Annotated in this window: 12 protein-coding genes; 3 read left to right on the top strand and 9 right to left on the bottom strand. The window is 51.4% G+C overall.

Annotated features, from left to right (window positions below; translation table 11 throughout):
* Positions 1-45: 45 nt before the first annotated feature.
* The 3 genes from KJS63_RS21840 to KJS63_RS21830 form a co-directional block, all read right to left on the bottom strand.
* A complete protein-coding gene (locus KJS63_RS21840; protein ID WP_068620057.1) occupies positions 46-975 on the bottom strand; it encodes an ABC transporter permease in 930 nt (309 codons plus the stop codon).
* A gap of 274 nt (positions 976-1,249) precedes the next feature.
* Positions 1,250-2,800: a response regulator transcription factor gene (locus tag KJS63_RS21835; RefSeq protein ID WP_213621052.1), complete on the bottom strand. Its 1,551-nt coding sequence runs from the start codon at positions 2,798-2,800 to the stop codon at positions 1,250-1,252.
* A 2-nt stretch (positions 2,801-2,802) separates the two neighbouring features.
* Complete coding sequence (locus KJS63_RS21830) at positions 2,803-4,638, bottom strand: sensor histidine kinase (protein ID WP_213621051.1); 1,836 nt, start codon at positions 4,636-4,638, stop codon at positions 2,803-2,805.
* A gap of 312 nt (positions 4,639-4,950) precedes the next feature.
* On the opposite strand from KJS63_RS21830, the gene KJS63_RS21825 reads away from it, so the two are divergent.
* The gene (locus tag KJS63_RS21825) at positions 4,951-8,094 is read left to right on the top strand and encodes an alpha-mannosidase (RefSeq protein WP_213621050.1); all 3,144 of its coding nucleotides are present in this window, start codon (positions 4,951-4,953) and stop codon (positions 8,092-8,094) included.
* A 211-nt stretch (positions 8,095-8,305) separates the two neighbouring features.
* On the opposite strand, the gene KJS63_RS21820 is transcribed toward KJS63_RS21825, so the two are convergent.
* From KJS63_RS21820 to KJS63_RS21810, 3 genes are read right to left on the bottom strand one after another with little or no spacing between them, the layout of a single operon-like run.
* A complete protein-coding gene (locus KJS63_RS21820) occupies positions 8,306-9,109 on the bottom strand; it encodes an energy-coupling factor transporter transmembrane component T family protein (protein ID WP_213621049.1) in 804 nt (267 codons plus the stop codon).
* Complete coding sequence (locus tag KJS63_RS21815) at positions 9,106-10,911, bottom strand: ATP-binding cassette domain-containing protein (protein WP_213621048.1); 1,806 nt, start codon at positions 10,909-10,911, stop codon at positions 9,106-9,108. The genes KJS63_RS21820 and KJS63_RS21815 overlap by 4 nt, the downstream gene beginning before the upstream one ends.
* A gap of 4 nt (positions 10,912-10,915) precedes the next feature.
* Positions 10,916-11,521, bottom strand: a complete 606-nt coding sequence (locus KJS63_RS21810; protein WP_068620063.1) for an ECF transporter S component — start codon at positions 11,519-11,521, stop codon at positions 10,916-10,918.
* 317 nt (positions 11,522-11,838) lie between these two features.
* On the opposite strand from KJS63_RS21810, the gene asd reads away from it, so the two are divergent.
* Positions 11,839-12,630, top strand: a complete 792-nt coding sequence (asd, locus tag KJS63_RS21805) for an archaetidylserine decarboxylase (protein ID WP_213621047.1) — start codon at positions 11,839-11,841, stop codon at positions 12,628-12,630.
* Between the two features lie 103 nt (positions 12,631-12,733).
* On the opposite strand, the gene KJS63_RS21800 is transcribed toward asd, so the two are convergent.
* Entirely contained in the window at positions 12,734-13,687 is a 954-nt protein-coding gene (locus KJS63_RS21800) for a nucleoside hydrolase (protein ID WP_213621046.1), read from the bottom strand.
* A gap of 92 nt (positions 13,688-13,779) precedes the next feature.
* Here KJS63_RS21800 and KJS63_RS21795 point away from each other — a divergent pair, with 92 nt between their 5' ends.
* Complete coding sequence (locus KJS63_RS21795) at positions 13,780-14,418, top strand: Crp/Fnr family transcriptional regulator (protein ID WP_213621045.1); 639 nt, start codon at positions 13,780-13,782, stop codon at positions 14,416-14,418.
* Between the two features lie 322 nt (positions 14,419-14,740).
* Here the strand turns inward: KJS63_RS21795 and KJS63_RS21790 are convergent, their stop codons facing one another.
* A complete protein-coding gene (locus KJS63_RS21790; RefSeq protein WP_068620067.1) occupies positions 14,741-15,526 on the bottom strand; it encodes a helix-turn-helix domain-containing protein in 786 nt (261 codons plus the stop codon).
* A 205-nt stretch (positions 15,527-15,731) separates the two neighbouring features.
* Positions 15,732-17,228 carry a MocR-like pyridoxine biosynthesis transcription factor PdxR gene (gene pdxR / locus KJS63_RS21785; RefSeq protein ID WP_213621044.1) on the bottom strand — a complete coding sequence of 499 codons (1,497 nt, stop codon included), beginning with the start codon at positions 17,226-17,228 and terminating at the stop codon, positions 15,732-15,734.
* Positions 17,229-17,292: the final 64 nt, after the last annotated feature.

Below are 17,292 nucleotides of genomic sequence, written 5' to 3'. Positions count from 1 at the left end.
GTCGTCTGGATGTTAGCTTGGGACAATTTAGGCACCTCCCCTTGATTAGAAGATCGCGTGATCTTTTTCGATTTTTCTGACAATATAGTTGGCTCCCAGAATCAGGACCAGTCCGACAATGGATTGATACAGTCCGGCTGCTGTGCTCATACCGATATCTCCCATATTAACGAGTCCCCGGTATACGAAGGTATCGATAACATTGGTTACCGGATAAAGGGCTCCCGCATCCTTAGGAAGCTGGTAGAAGAGTCCAAAGTCTGATCGGAAGATACCGCCAATAGCCAGAATCGTCAGGATAATCATCAATGGGCGGAGCAGCGGAATCGTAATGTAACGGATCTGCTTCCACTTCGTGGCTCCGTCGATGACCGCCGCCTCGTAATAGGAACGGTCAATACCCGTAATGGCCGCTAAGTAAATAACACTGTTGTATCCAACACTTTTCCAGATTCCGACAAACACGATAATAAACGGCCAATATTTCGGCTCCGAGTACCAGTTGATTGGGGTTCCGCCGAAGTACGTGATGATCTGGTTCAGCGTTCCCTTATCCATGCTCAGAAAGGTGAAGGCAAAATAACTGATGATAACCCAGGACAGGAAATGCGGCAGGAACATCCCGGTCTGGTATACTTTTGCCATTCTCTTGTTCACGAGCTCACTTAGGAGTATCGCAAATCCCACAGCCACGATAAGACCCAGAATGATCATGACCACGTTATAAAGAATGGTGTTTCGTGTGATGATGTAAGCATCATTGGTCGTGAACAAATACTCAAAGTTTTTAAAAGCGACCCACTTGCTGTTAAATACGCTTGCAAAAAATCCGTCCCGGCTGATTCTGAAATCCTTGAATGCGAGGATGGCGCCGAACATGGGCAGGTAAGCAAATATCAGGAACCAGATCGTTCCTGGCAGCACCATGAACAGAAGTGCCCTGTTCCTTACAACTTTCTTCAAAAATGCTGACACGGCTTCTCCTCCTTTGCCGAAAGTACTTCTCTCTTCTCTCTAACCCGGCTGTTACAGATCCCCTATGATCAGGCAACAAAATCCGGCAGCAGCTGAGCTTTTCTTCTCTCACCCGCTCTTTAAGTACCTTCATTTTCGCAAGAAAGCGCTGCCAGCAACAAGTTGAAAAATACTAGATCATGATGTAAAAATTAAAGACCCGTGAAAAAAACAGCGGCAGGCATAGACTGTTAAAAGCCCATGCCTGCCGCTTAAACGAACTTGTCTGCAGCTCTTATTTAACATACATGTTGCGAAGTTCTGTCGGGGATACACCTGCATACTTCTTAAACTGTCTGTAGAAATAGGACGTATCCAAATAACCCACATCAGCCGCAATATCCGCGGTTTTCTGATCCGTATGCAGCAGCAGCTGGGTCGCTTTCTCAATGCGGTAATGATTGACATAATCCGAGAAGCTCACTCCCACTTCCTGCTGAAACAATTGGCCCAGATAGTTCGGATGAAGGTCCAGCTTCTGGCTCAGCGTCTTAAGGGACAGGTCCTCCGCATAGCTCATCTCCACCTTCTTCATCAGGAATGCTACATGCGGACTGAACTCCTCGTGCACGGTTTCAGCCAAGGTCATATTCCGGATGACCACACTTTTCACATGCTCCCGCAGGGCTTTGAGCGTATTGATCCGGGGCAGCGGGGAAATCAGCTCGTGATAGTCTGTGTTCTTGTCCCGGGTCCGCGAAGCCAGCATCAGACGGATCGCCGTATTGACATACGGCTGGCGCGGCAGCAGTTCCTTGCCCCCGCGGTCTGCCATGACAGTCTCAATAAACTCCGCCACCGCCTCTCTGCTGCCTTCAATCCACAGTTTCGCGAACTGCTCATCCCCCCAGACGGGGAAGTCACTCTTCGCTTCCTCCAGCTGCCCGGCCCCGATATGCTCGGCAGCCCGCTCCCCGGAAATAATCAGCCTTCCATAGGCAGATTTGGCTGAATCATAACTGATCTGCACCCCGCTGAAATTGCTGCCCACCGTTCCTTCCGAGCTCCATACCCTCATCTGGGTCCGTTCGTGGATCAGCTTCGAGATTATCTCGGCCCCGGCCCGGATCATCTCCGGATCCAGTGGTTCTGCTGAAGCATAGAGAACCACAATGTCCTCATCCCCATCGGGGAATCCGATAACTTCCTGGCCCAAAGGCAGCGATTCTCTCGCCCTCCGCGCACATTCCTCTGCCAGGCCGTTCATCCGGTAGTACTCCGAGCGGGAGGGCTGTTCCGAGACAAGCCGGAAGATACAGGCCTGATAATACTTGTGATCCGCAGGAATGCCGAGCAGCCTTGCCCGCTGCTTGAACTCCAGCAGTTCGATCTCGCCTGCGGCCCAGCGCTGAAGGACGTTGTTCCTCAGAACAGTCCTGTCTTCCTCAAAATGAAATACCGCAAGCTCTTCCCGCGCCCAATCCGCCCGGATATGGCGGATCGTAGATTCCAACTCCTCGATGTTAATCGGCTTTAGAATGTAGTTCTCAATGCCAAGGGAGATCCCCTTCTTCACATAATCGAACTCTTCATGCCCACTGAGCACGATGAATTTGGTTTCAGGGCTGATCTCCTTCACTTTCTGAATCAGCTCCAGGCCGTTCATTCTAGGCATCATGATATCCGTGATCAACAGGTCCACAGGCTCCTGTCTCAGGATTTCCAAGGCCTGCACCCCGTCGCTTGCCGATCCTGCCAAATGAATTTCGAGTTCCTGCCAATCCGTTATCGACTTTAAACCTTGAGCAATTAGGGGCTCATCATCCACAAAAAATACTTTTCTCATCCCTATACCCCCTTCTTCATAACCGGGAGTTTGATAATAACTTCCGTTCCCCGGTTCTCCTGACTATCAATGGACACGCCATAGTCTTCTCCGTAATTGAGACGCAGGCGTTCATGCACATTCAGAATCCCGATATGCTGCTCGGAGCCCCCGCTGCCGGACTGCGGGGACGCGGCGGTCAACCTTTCCCGGATAGCACTGAGCTTATCCGCAGGAATTCCCCAACCATTATCCGACACCGTAATGGTAATGAAGTCCCCCGCCCCTGCCGCGACAACCGAAATGCGGTTATCCTCCTCATGGGCACGGAAGCCGTGCACAATGTAATTTTCCACAATGGGTTGAATCAGAAGCTTGATAATTTGGCAGCTGCTGATCTCAGGGTCCATGCTTACCTCCGTCTGAAGCCGCCCCTCATACCGGAAACGAAACAAATCCAGGTAGATAGAGATCATCTCCATCTCCTCCTCAATCGTCACAATAGTGCTCTTCTTGACCATATTCCGGAACATCACGGAAAGGCTGTAGATCATCTGACCGACATCACGGGCCCCTTTGTCATAAGCCTTCATGCGGATGGACTCCAGGGTATTGTACAGAAAATGCGGATTAATTTGGGATTGCAGCGCCACAAGCTCGGCATTCTTCTGTTTGATTTCGGACGTATATACCCTGTCGATATGCTGCTCAAGACTTTCACACATGGCATTAAACCTCTGTGAGATTTGCTTCAGCTCATCCTCCCCCGGCATTTGAATCCGGGTGGTCAGATCCCCGTCCCCAATCCGGCTCATGGAGCGGATAATACGCTGAATTTTTTTGGAGTATTTGCGGATAATCGATGTTGTGATCATGACACTGGCGACGATAAATATAAGAGTAACCAGAATAAGTCCTGTCCTTAAGCTGCCCGTGCTCTTCTCGATCGAGGACTTGGATACAATGCCGACCACGGACAAGCCCGCATTTCCGATATTGAGCACATTGATCTTGGACTCTTCCTCAAGCTGAGTCCACTCCCCGTTATTCTCAAGCTTGTCGCGGTAAGGGTAAATTTTGCCGAAATAAGTCTGCTCCGAGTCATAGATTACCCGGCCCTGAGCTGTGATCACAAGCACCCTGCCGTTGCCTACCGGTGCCCTGGAGTTCAGCCAGTTCGTAATCTGATAAGGATCAAATTCCACGGTCAGCATGCCGATCCGCTGCAGGGTCCAAGGATCTTGCAGCTCCCTGGCGTAAGAATACAAGGAAATATCGGGCCGGAGCAGACGGGGAACTTCCCGTTTCATCGGCAGCGTATCCCAGGGGTGCTGTCTTCTCTTGGCAATCCAGTCCTTAAGCGACGGCACGGAAGCGGTTTCATAATCAATCTGCTGATTGTCCCGGCTGATCGAGAGATAGAAATTCATCGGATAGCTGAAGATGGACAAACCCACGGCCCCTTTCTCCTGCTCCAGATAAGACTTGAACGTGGCACTGAAGGAGTTCATCCGCTGCTCTCCCGATTTCGAGAAGTTGTCCAGCCTATAGCTCAAATAGCTCTCATAATTGTGGGTAAGAAAATTCATCAGCTCATCGCTTAGCGATGCGTCCGCATAGACCGTCTGTATGGTGTTCTGCAGATTCTCATACTGCCTGCTTAAATACAGGCTCAGCACGTGGGCTGTCTTCAGATTGGCATCCGTCTCCTCACGGATGATTCTCTGTACCTGATATTGATACACCATCACTGCCGCAGTGGCGAACAGAATAATCATCACCGCCGAGTAGAGGAGAATGATCTTGTTGAACATTTTCCTTTTCAGATGATTCCGGTAAAATCTGCGAATTTTAGACATCCGTTGCTTTGGCCTGCCTTTCGGGTGCTTATTTGGGTTCAGTGTACCACCGCACTCCAGAATCCGGCAAACCTACTTTGTTACATTTTTCCTAAACTTCAGCTGTCGCTTAACCTGCCCATGGCTCGCCAATTAGCCGATTTCCTGATCCCGGAAAAAAAATTTGATTAAACCCTTCCCGCTGACTATAATGAATCATGATCCCCTAGATCACCGTAATTTAAGCTCTGCAGCACTGTGGCACCACAGGTGCCGTTACGCATATATTTCCTCTCACTGCCTGCTGTTCAACATGAAGGAGGCTTTTTTGCCATGTTCTTAACCCAGCACAAAATTGGCAACCGGCTCCACGAGCTGTCCGGTTACCGTTACCGTGATTCCCAATCGATCTCCAGCTTCAAATCTCTGGAAGACACCCGAAAAGAAATAAACCCTTCAGTTCCTGAAGTGAATGCAAATTGGAACACGTTTCCCGTAGGCGGAACCTGGACCGGGCGCGATCTATATCTGTGGCTGTCGGCCGTTGTCGAAGTTCCAGCCTCGTGGTCTGGACGCCGCATTCTCGGCCGCTTTGACTTCGGGGAGACAGGCGGGGGCAACAACTCCGGCTTTGAATCCTTGTTCTACCTGCACGGCAAGCCCTATCAAGGCGTGGATTCCAATCATATGGAAGTGTTCTTTAATGAGGAAATGGCAGGAACCTGCGTGGAACTGAAGTTCCGCTTGTGGTCAGGACTCGAAGGCGGAGGGCAGCCGAAAAACCAGACCCACGGCGTGAAGCTGGCAGAAATATGCTGGTTGGATGAGAAAGTTGACGATTACTACTACACTCTGCTTGCCGTATCCGAAACCGTAAAGGTACTGGATGAGAATATGGCCGAGCGGGCCAAGCTGCTCAAAGCGGCGGACGATTCCCTCCTGCGGATTGACTGGAGCGAACCCGGATCGGAAGAATTCTACGCCTCTGTATATGAGGCCTGCGACTTCCTGTCGGACGCCATTGACCATATGGAGAAAACCTCGCCGGTTCAAATCACCTGTATCGGCCATACCCACATCGACGTAGCTTGGCTGTGGAGACTCAAGCATACCCGGGAGAAATGTGCCCGCTCCTTCTCGACAGTGATGAGATTGATGGAGATGTACCCGGAATATGTGTTCCTGCAGACCCAGCCTCAGCTCTACGAATATGTGAAGGAAGATTACCCTGAGCTGTACGAGAAGATCAAAGAGCGCGTTGCCGAAGGACGGTGGGAGGCCGGCGGCGGCATGTGGCTGGAAGCCGACTGCAATCTGACCTCGGGTGAATCCCTGGTAAGGCAATTGCTGGTAGGCACCCGCTTCTTCAAGCAGGAATTTGATGCAGATTGCGATTACCTCTGGCTGCCGGACGTATTTGGATACAGCTGGTCGCTTCCGCAGATTCTGAAGAAATCCGGCATTCATACCTTCATGACCACCAAGATCAGCTGGAACCAGTACAACCGGATGCCTCACGACACCTTCAAGTGGCGCGGTATTGACGGCACCGAGATTCTCACCCACTTCATCACAACCACAGAACCATGGTCACAGCCAGGCTCATGGTTCTACACGTACAACGGCCAGATCATTCCGAAAACGGTCAAAGGAAGCTGGGATGCGTACCGGGATAAAGAGATGAACCAGGAGCTTCTCCTCTCCTACGGCTATGGCGATGGCGGCGGCGGGGTTAACCGGGAGATGCTGGAGATGCGCCGCAGACTGGATCGCATGCCAGGGCTGCCTAAGCTTGAGACTGGCCGTGCGGACGAATATTTCCGCAAGCTGAACAAGACTGTGGAAGACACCACCAGCTATGTTCATACCTGGGACGGGGAGCTGTATCTGGAGTACCACCGGGGCACCTATACAAGCCAGGCCCACAACAAGCGGATGAACCGCAAGCTGGAACTGCTCTACCGCCAGAGTGAATGGCTCGGCGTGGCACACAGTGTGATGAAGGGAGACTTTGGCTTGTACCGCGGCGGAGAACTGAATGAGGGCTGGAAGATCATCCTCCGCAATCAGTTCCATGATATCATTCCCGGCTCTTCCATTCGTGAAGTGTATGAGGACAGCAGAATTGAATATGAAGAAGCCGAGAGAATCGGATCGGAAGCCTGGAATCAGGCTGAACAGGCTCTGATCCATAACTCCCAGCCGAACGTGTATACCGTTTGGAATTCATCCCCTTGGGCAGAGACCCAGCTGGTACAGATTCCGATAGAAGGCACTTCGGAGAACCGTGTCTGGAGAGATTGTGACGGGCGTTCGCTGGCAGCTCAAGTAGAAGACGGACATTGGATGATCGAAGTAAGGGATGTGCCTGCGATGGGCTGGACTTCGATCCGTCTGGAGGAAGGCGAGGCTGCTGCCGCCGAGGCTGGATCTCCGTTCACGATCAAACCGGATGGGATTACGACCCCTTATTATGAATTGCAGTGGAACGAACAAGGGCAGCTGACCCGAATTTATGATATTGCCGAAGATCGTGAAGTCTTGGCTGCAGGGGCAAAGGGCAATGTATTCCAGCTGTTTGAAGACAAGCCTCTTGCGCACGAGGCATGGGATATCGATATTTTCTACCAGCAGAAATCCAAGGAATTGAACGGTCTTGTTGACTCCAAAGTGGTAGAAACTGGCCCGCTTCGGACTGTCATCCGCTTTGAGTGGAAATACAGCAAGTCCACGCTTAGCCAGAATATGATCGTGTATGCGAACTCCCGCCGGATTGACTTCGTAACCGAAGCCGACTGGCATGAGCGCCAGCAGCTTCTTAAAGTCGCATTCCCGGTCAATATCCGGGCGACTGAAGCTACTTATGACATCCAGTACGGCAACGTGAAGCGTCCAACACACTGGAACACAAGCTGGGATGCCGCAAGATTCGAGACGGTTGGCCATCAGTGGGCAGATCTGTCTGACAAAGGATATGGAGTCAGCCTGATGAATGACTGCAAATATGGATATGACATCAAGAATAATGTCCTGCGGCTATCACTCATTAAATGTGCGATCCACCCGGACACAGAAGCCGATCAAGGCTACCATACGTTCATCTATTCCCTGTTCCCGCATACTGGCGACTGGCTGCAAGGGGATACGGTGCGCAGTGCCTGGGCACTGAACAACCCGCTGCGAGTGGCCGAAGGCGTTCAGACTACTCCGTCCTTGTCCATGTTCAGACTGTCCCGCAGCACAGCCATGATCTCCGCTGTGAAGAAATCCGAAGACCGGAACAGAGTCATCGTTCGGGTTCACGATTTCTCCGGCACCCGCTCATCTCTAACTCTGGAGAGCGACCTTAAGATTGCCTCCTGGACCGAATGCAATCTGATGGAGCAGCCTGAAGGCGAGGTATCCACAGATCCACGTATTACCTTTGTGCTTGAGCCGTACGAGATCAAGACCTTTGAAATTGATTTGAAAATTTAGCTTGGAAGATAAGAATCACAGGATTCACGAATCAAAGAATCAAGAATTAAAAAATCAGGGATCAAAAGTCTAGAACAAACATCAAAAAATCAAAAACAGGCCAACCGGGACCATCCCCCCATTGGCCTGTTTTCTTTATTCATTCAATCTTCCTGAACGCCTGCTGTTCTCTGCAATGAGACGTTTTATTTGGGCGAGGGAATGTTGAATTTCAACGATATCGCACGTCTGTTATCCCGAACACGGCTAAACCCTCTCCCGCCCAATATGCCGCCGCAACCACCGTCCCGAAGAGAAGCACTGTATAAACATCATAACGGGTATATTTTGAAGGGTAATAATAAGTTCTCATCCGGTTCCGGTTAAATTTCTTCGACTCCATGGCTACCGCAACCCGGCTTGCGCGGCGGATGCTCTGGGCCAGCAAGGGTACCCCGTACAGCTTCACCTGCCCTACAACTCCCTTGAGTCCGCCTCTGACTCTGATCCCACGGATCTGAAGAGCCTGCCTGCGGATCTGGAACTCCTCCCAGACCATCGGCAGCAGCCGGATGGAAGCCATGAAGCTGTAGGCAAATTTGGCCGGCAGCTTGAACTTCTGCATCAGCGCATAGAAGAGGTCCACCGATGAAGTCGTCAACACGAACAGAAGCCCCTCCGCGGCAAAAGCAACCGACTTGAACCCGATATGGATTCCCCGGTGAAAGCTCTCTTCCGAAATCCGGACAAGCCCCCATGACCACCAGAGATGGTCGCCCTTCCCGAACAAAATCATAGTTGAAGAAGAGGAAATAAAGATCAGGATGAACGGTAGCACAATAAGGAATACCTTCCACGGCGGGTGCCCGCTTAAGGCAAACAGCATCATCGTAAACAACAGTGCCTGATACAGTATAAAATCCAGGCTATGGGTAAACAACGTGACGAGAAACATCGACATGACCAGTGCGATCTTCACCGCCGGGTTCGCTTTATGCAGCCAAGTGTGCCACCGGGAGTTAAGAAACTGATTCATTGCTTATCCTCCTTAGGCACATCCATGAAGCCGGAAGGCGTCCTAAGATCAGCTCGTTCCCTATTAGGACTGATGTTCCCGCTCTGCCGTCCATCCGGGCTAATGCCCATCAAATCGCCTCTTCTCGTAATCTCCTGACCCGTCAGCCTGCCAGCGCTGATTATCCACCGGCGGGTGGCTATTGCCTCGCTGATCCACTCCTCATGGGTAACCATCAGAATTGCTGTCCCTTGACGGCGCATAGACTCACACAACTCCAGAATCGCAAACGTATTTACCGCATCCTGCCCGAAGGTTGGCTCATCCAGCAGGAGCAGCGGCTTTCTCCACACCATGGCCGTGGCTACGCTCAGTCTGCGCTTCTGGCCCAGCGAGAGATGATAGGGATGCCGTCCCCCCAAGCCCTCGAGCCCAAACTGCCGAAGCACCAAGTCCGCGGAACTCGATTTCCCCTCGTCCTGTACCTGCATCCTTGCGGTTTCATACTTAAGTGAAGCCATAATCTCATCCGCTGCCGTGTCCGCAATAAATTGAAACTCCGGGTTCTGAAACACAAAACCGATACTGCCCGGCACCGACTTCCACCGATCCCTCCTCCGGCCGTTCCACCCCGTAGGCTGTCCAAGCAGGAGATAGGTTCCCGCCGAAGGGATCAAAGACATCAAGCTCAATAAAAGCGAGCTTTTGCCCGCCCCGTTAGGGCCCGTCACTGCAATGAAGTCTCCCGGATACACCGCAGCACCATCCACCTCAATCACAGGCTGGCGTCCCCGCAGTCCGGTAAATGCCCTTAACCGCAGCACTTCACTGTATGAGGGGAGTGAAACAGGGGGTGGGATGACAACCTCCTCATCCCTGCAAAGATCGGCATCCCTGATGGCGCTGGTACTACTGGTGCTACTGGTATTACTGGTATTACTGGTACTGCTGATTCCACGGGTTCTACTAGTACTTGCAGCACTTGCAGCATCCCCGGCATCACGGGCCTCCTCTACTCCACCTACAGGACCGAATACTTCCATTCCCCGTGTGGACGACAAGTAATCCTCCCAGATCCCCGGATACCATACCCCGTAATTCTGCAGCTCCTTGCGGTACTCCGCAAATACCTTCTCCGGCCTTCCTTCCCCCACAATGCTCCCGCCAGGACCGAACAGGATGACCCGGTCCACATAAGCGACAATCTCTTCAATCCGGTGTTCCACAATGACCACCGTTCTTCCCTCACCAGCAGCCCTAACCGAATCCCAGATCTGCTTTCGCCCCTCGGGGTCAAGCAGGGCAGACGGCTCGTCAAGGAAGAGAACATCCGGGCCGAGCAGCAGGACGGATGCCAAGGCCAGGCGCTGCTTCATCCCTTGGGACAATGAATCGATAGGAACATGAATCCCGGTCAGCTGGAGTCCTACCTCCTGAAGCGCTTCCTTGATACGGGGCTCCATCTCCTCCCGGGGAACGCCAAGATTCTCAAGCACAAAGGCAAGCTCTTCATCCACGTAAGGCATGCAGAACTGGGTATCCGGGTCTTGAAACACAAACCCCCAGGCCTCTGGCACAACCTGCTCCTTACATCTCATCGGCACCTCCACAATATCAGGAATGATGCCGCATAACACTTGCATCAAGGTCGATTTGCCGCACCCGCTCGGCCCCAGCAGGAGCACCTTTTCACCTTTATGTATCGTGATGGAGAGGTCTTTAAAAACGAACGGGTCCTCAGCAGAGAACTTCAATCTTAAGTCCGTAACAGCGGCGGCAGGGGCCTCGCCCGCTCCCACAGAAACACCTATTTCCCGGACCACGACGCTAGTCTTCCAAGGCCTGGTAATCTTTGTCCTGGAGCGGACGCAGCTGTCTGGTTACTCCCGTTGCCTCCACTGCCTTCACCAGGCCGTAAGCCAGGTAGCCGGCAATCACAGCGGAGCTGATAGCCCGCAGGACATACTTGAGGATCACCAGCCATGCCGGATAATCCGCGAGGTAGCCATAATAAATATCCGGAATAATGGAGCCCGCAGCGGCACCGATCCCGGCAAGCGCCGCAGCTCCCGGGGTGAATCTTCTATACCGGAATGCCGCAAAGACCAGCTCCGCACCAAGACCCTGTACAATGCTGTAGAACACCAGCTGGATTCCCCATTCACTTCCGAACAAAATTTCCACATGGGAAGCGGCCACCTCAGCGATCAGCGCGATCCCCGGCTTGCGGATCAATAGAAAACACAGTGTGGGGGCGATGAACCACATCCCGTATACAATCTCATTGGATTCTTTAAAAAATGGGGTGAACAGGCTGTAGACAGAACTCCAGAAATGATAGACAACCCCAAGCACCAGCGATACAAAGACGGTAACGAGCAAATCGCTCAGCTTCAGTCCTCTCCCTCTTCCCCGGTTAACAGCTTCTTGCATGTAACTCATCTCCTTCTTTTATACTATTGCATACAAAAAAGCCGTCTGAATAAAGCACAGACGGCGGACGGGTCCTCGGACGTTCGATTCTCTACGCTGGCATTATCCAGTTCAGATTAACGGTCAGCAGAGGAATATATCTGCAATCTCAGCCCATTTCCACGAGCACCCGTATCCTATGCAATTGATCCTAACATACACTATTTCCCATCCATTCATCAAGTTAAAATATGCAGTCCACCATGTTCATGGTTGATTTAAACCTTGTTCTATGTCAATATAAGCTTTGTCTTATCTGTTTTTAAGGAGGAGGCCCAATGGCAAAAAAAGTGATGAGGCTGATGACCGAACTTTCCTCCCGGAAATGGATCTCTAAAATCATGGGACACTTCTCCCATTCCGGATTGAGTCGTCACGTAATCCCCACATTTGCAAAAACTTATAATATTCCGCTGCATGAAGCGGAGAAAGATATTAGCGAATACCGCTCCCTGAATGAATTTTTCTCCCGACGTTTGAAGACCGGGATGCGGCCGATCCCGGAAGTTCCCGACGCCCTGATCAGTCCGGTGGACGGAATGATCACAGGCATGGGCCCCGTCAACGGGGGGCTGATCCCTCAAGTGAAAGGACAGGACTACTCGCTGGATGAACTGCTTGGTCATTCCCCGCACATGGAGACGTACAAGAACGGATACTTCTTCGTTCTGTACCTGAGCCCAACCAACTATCACCGTATCCATGCTCCGGTCACAGGCAGGAAAGTGGAGAGCGAGCACCTTCCAGGACGGGTATATCCAGTCAATGATTTTGGTCTTACCCACATGAAAAGAGTCCTCAGCCGGAACGAAAGGCTGATCACCTATATCTCCCACGAGCTTGGCGAGGTGGCTGTGGTTAAAGTCGGCGCCATGAATGTAAGCAGCATCAAGTATACGGATGCCTCTGTGGATTCCTGGAACCGCGGTGATGATATGGCTTATTTCGAGTTCGGCTCCACCGTCGTCCTTCTGACCGAGAACGGCACTTTCGAACCGCTGCCTGATCTGGCCGTAGGGTCGCCGGTGCAGCTCGGCACCCTGCTGGGACGCTTTTACCGGAAGGATTAGGGTACACTCCCGATTCAACTACCGTAAAGAAGCCGATTTCTGTACGTTCAGGAATCGGCTTTTTTGCAGCTTTTTCGAACAAGCAAATCTATCAATATAAAAGTTACCGTACCAATAACTCCAGTAACCTTTTCTTGAATAACTGATTGTCGATTTTTTTACAAACCGTTGCATTAGGAAGGTTGGCACCGAAACCATTGGAGATGGCTGATTTCCTTCCGTCATTTATGACCACCTGGCCATAAGTGGCTTCTTCTGTAGTACACACATAGCAGTAACATAACTTGTCTTCAAGAACGATATCCTCCCATAATACGACTCCCATAGCGACGGCATCAGGTAAATCCACAAAATACCCTCCACTTGCTTGCAGGTTATACTCTAGAAGAGAGCGATTACACCTGACAGCGAACACCGCTTCTTCCTTTTGGCTTGCCAGTAAAAGTTCCATATCGTCTCTATTCCAAGCGGCTTCACCTAAGCAAACATCAAATCCGATAATTCTAACAGGAATCCCTGAGTTCATCATAATTCTATAGGCTTCCGCATCAACATATACATTGAATTCGGCTACAGGGGTAGTGTTCCCAGGACCAAAACCGGCAGTGCCCATCGAATAAATACGCTTAACCTTCTTCATCGTTTCCGGCGCTTTTAATATGGCAAGAGCTATATTTGTAACTGGACCTATGGTGACAATTTCTATTTCTTCTGGATTTTTTTCTACTAAGTCCAAGATCAGATCTACGGCATGCCCATATTCAGGCTTAAGGGTAGGATGAATTAAATGATCATCTCCCATACCATCTTCACCATGCACATGAACTGCTGTTACGAGATCCCTCATTAGGGGTTTAGCTGCTCCTGCATAAACAGGTGGCTTCTGGGCATTCGTTACTTCTACAGTCATTAAAGCATTTTTAGTTGCAAGTTCCAAAGGCACATTCCCACAAACCGTTGTCACAGCCAGAACATCAACTTCCGTAGACTTCAGCGCCATGATTAACGCAACTGCATCATCACTTCCCGTATCGGTATCGATAATTAACTTTCTCATCCTGTGGCCTCCATTTCTTATTTGGCCTTATTATAAAATTCCTCCTATAATGAAAACAGGTCAAATGACCAAAACAAAAAGAAGGTGAAGAAATGGATTTTGAAAATATAGTGAATCATGCACCATTACATATTAAAAAGGAATTTATTTATAGAACCCATGTGAAAGGTAGTCTGATTCTCCATCCAGATGAACAAAATAATTTTCTTTACATCCTAACCACAGGTAAAGCCGAAGTATATAGACAGAGTTATGCAGGAACGATGTTCTCCTTATATATTTACCAATCCTATAGCTGCTTCGGTGAGATCGAAATTTTTAATGAAAATATTAAAACCCTTGGCGTTATTGCAAAACAAACCTGTGAAACAATCGCTATCCACAAAGATAAAGTCTATGAGTGGATGAAAATTGATTTTAACTTCAATTTTTATATCGTTAAACAACTCGCCTCGAAATTGATTTTAAGTTCGGATATTGCAGCAAAGCTATCCCTGCTAACCGTGAGCGATCGTGTATTACTGAGTATACATAATCATTATAAAATGGGGGATCTGCATAACCTTACAAAGCAAATGTTATCCAGTGAGGTCTGTGCCCCAATTAGAAGCTTAAATCGCTCGATAGCCCAGTGTATAAGCGAAGGGCTTATCGATTATAAAAATAAAAAATTCCACATAAATTCAGTTACAGAACTCGAAAAACATGTTGAAAGCTTTTCGTTAAGCTGAGCCTCGTTAGACTTAGAATAAAAATAATAAAAGGCTGCCCGATAGACGGACAGCCCTCCTGACAGCACTCCGGTGCTGAATATGTGAATAACATGAACTTACTTTAAGTATCAGAATTAATTAGAACCAGTACTCCTGACGTTCCGCCGCTGGCCGAATCCGGCGCAAACGATTCCGAAAAATGCTGCAGCCTTTGGAAAAGCTATCCCGGCTGCGCATCCGCCGTCTGCTCATATAGGCACCTCCTTCCTTACTTAAAAGTAACATAAATACCCATTACCCTGCCAGTCCACAGTTGAAACAGGCCCTCCCGAAAAATTTCTCAACGGATCTCCGAAGGGCTCTTGCCCGTGTACTGCTTGAATTGACGGCTGAAAAAGAAAATGTCCCTGTAGCCGAGGGCATCCGCCACCTCCGTCACATTCATCCCGGCATGCAGCAGCAGATGCTGTGCCCGGTCAATCCGGCACTTGATAATATAAGACTGAACCGACGCGCCGGTCAGCTCTTTGAATTTAATGGAGAAGTATCTCGCTGACAGCCCCGCTCTCGCCGCCAAATCCTCAACCCGGTGAGGCAAGCCCGGATGCTGCATCACATAGTTGGCCACTTCATGTATAACCTCCGTCAGCTGATTGCTGACCTTCTTCTCCACCGGCTTCTCCTTCTCCTCCCGCAGCAGATGAATCATCAGCTGCTTCAGAATGAGACGAGCCTCCTCCTCAGCCGCGTAGGCCCGAATTAGAAACAATCTTACATACCTGGACAGCATATATTCGAAATCCAGTGTATCCTCAAGTACCCGGTAGGCCCCAGGAACTTCCGACACCGGCTCATTAACATCAAAGTGAATATAGGTCAGCACTAAAGGCTTCTGCGGATTGTGCGTGGCGCTCGTATGGTCGCCTGGACGGAACAGGAAGCAGCTTCCCCGTCTTACTTCGATAGGACGGTCATTCAGCACGACCGTGCCCTCTCCGCTCCAAACGTAGAACAGATCATAATTCTCCAGCGGTTTCTCCCGCTTCTGCCATTTCCAGCCGGGTTCACATACGATCTTCGCAAAGGCAGGCTTCAGCACGAAAGAAGACGTTGAAGCATGAAGCATGATATTCCCTCCTGCTACTTAATTGAGCTATATAAAATGAGCTTATGAAGGTTACCCTTTAGAGCGCTGCGATGCCAAGTGTTCTTTAAGGCCGCTGTTGTCTCCGAAATGCTTGAACGAGATATCCTAAAGTTCATTTTATATAATAATGTTCCTGAGCATATCTGGACGATCATTTCCGTCCTGCCCGGTTCATCTCATTATACTATGTATTCCCCATGTCTTGCACAAGCCCCCATGCCTCAAGCAGACGCTGAATTCCCTTGTTAATCTCTTCCAATTGCAAATGGGAAAATGAAAAGCAGGCCGCGGGCTCCCCAGCGGTCAGCCGGTAATAGCCCGCATCGCGGAAATCAACTCCGGCCTCCACCGCCGCAGCGCGGAGCCTGCGGAACTCCTCCGGGGTTCTTCTCCACTCCGCATAGATATGAAGCCCTGCATCTGCAGGCAGCACACGGAAGAGCTGCGCCATCTCACCGGTGGACAGCTGGCCCCGCAGCGCATCATGCCGGCTGTGGTAAAGCCTGCGCATCCGCCGCAGATGGCGGTCATACTCGCCCCGCGCCATAAAGCGGGCCAGGGCCCGCTGCTCCAGCCTGCCGGGCGGCGTCGGTTCGAACAGCGCCTTGGCCCGGCGCACAGGCTGAATCAGCCCGGGCGGCAGCACGGCGTACCCGATCCGCAGCGAGGTGAACATCGTCTTCGTAAACGAGCCGATGTGAATCACCCGCTCCTCGCGGTCGAGCGCCTTGAGCGGCTCCAGCGGCCGCCCGCCCCAGCGGAATTCGCTGTCATAATCATCTTCGATGATGACAGCTTCATGCCGCCGGGCCCAGGCGAGCAGCTCCCGCCGCCGCGGCGAAGACAGCACAGCGCCGGTGGGGAACTGCCGGCCCGGCGTCACGAAGAGCAGCCGTGCCGGCCAATCCTGCGGCACAATACCGCTTCCGTCCAGCATCGCCGGAAGCGCCCTGCCGCCGCAGGCCTGCACCGCCCGGAAGATCCCGTGGTATCCGGGATCTTCCACTACGGCGGGCTCGCCCTCCCCCAGCAGCAGCTGGGTCAGCAGCGCAATGGCCTGCATCGAGCCGCTGAACAGGCAGATCTGCGCAGCGTCCGCCGCGATTCCCCGGCTTCTGCGCAGATAAGCTGCGACCGCGCTCCGCAGCCTCTCATCCCCGAACGGGTCCTCGGGGCTTAGGTTATCGTCCGCGGTCTCCTCCTTCGCGGCATAGGCCAGCGCGCTTTTCCACTCCGCCTGCGGGAAATGCCTCATGTCGGCCCCGCCCTCGCTGAACGAAATGAAGTCCGGTGAGCGAGGGGCTTCATTCCCGCCCTGCCGGGTTGACGCTGAGCTTCCGGCAGGGCGGCCCTGGATTTCGCTTACCCGCTTGCCCCAAGGGGATAGCGGCAGCTTGGCCTTAGCGGCCTGCTCCTTTTCGGGCTTGGCCACCCATGGTGCAACATAAGTTCCCCGCCCGACCTCTGGCAGAAGATAACCTTCTGCCAGGAGCATATCGTAAGCCTGGGCGACACTGCCCCTGGAAATTCCATATAATCCGGCCAGCTCCCGTGAGGAGGGAAGGCGGGTTCCTCCCGGCAACCTGCCCTCATGAATGGAGGTGCGGATGGCATGATAGAGTGCCAAATATTTATAACGATGCTGTCTTAAGCTTGCTTCCCAAGGCAAGGTCAGATCCATCCGGATTCATCCTTTCATATGTACATGCTCTAAGCAGCATAGGAATGTACCAGTCAATAGAGAT

The sequence above is a fragment of the Paenibacillus sp. J22TS3 genome, from assembly GCF_018403205.1.
GTDB lineage: Bacteria > Bacillota > Bacilli > Paenibacillales > Paenibacillaceae > Fontibacillus > Fontibacillus tuaregi.
This window is presented reverse-complemented; position numbering and strand designations above follow the sequence as displayed.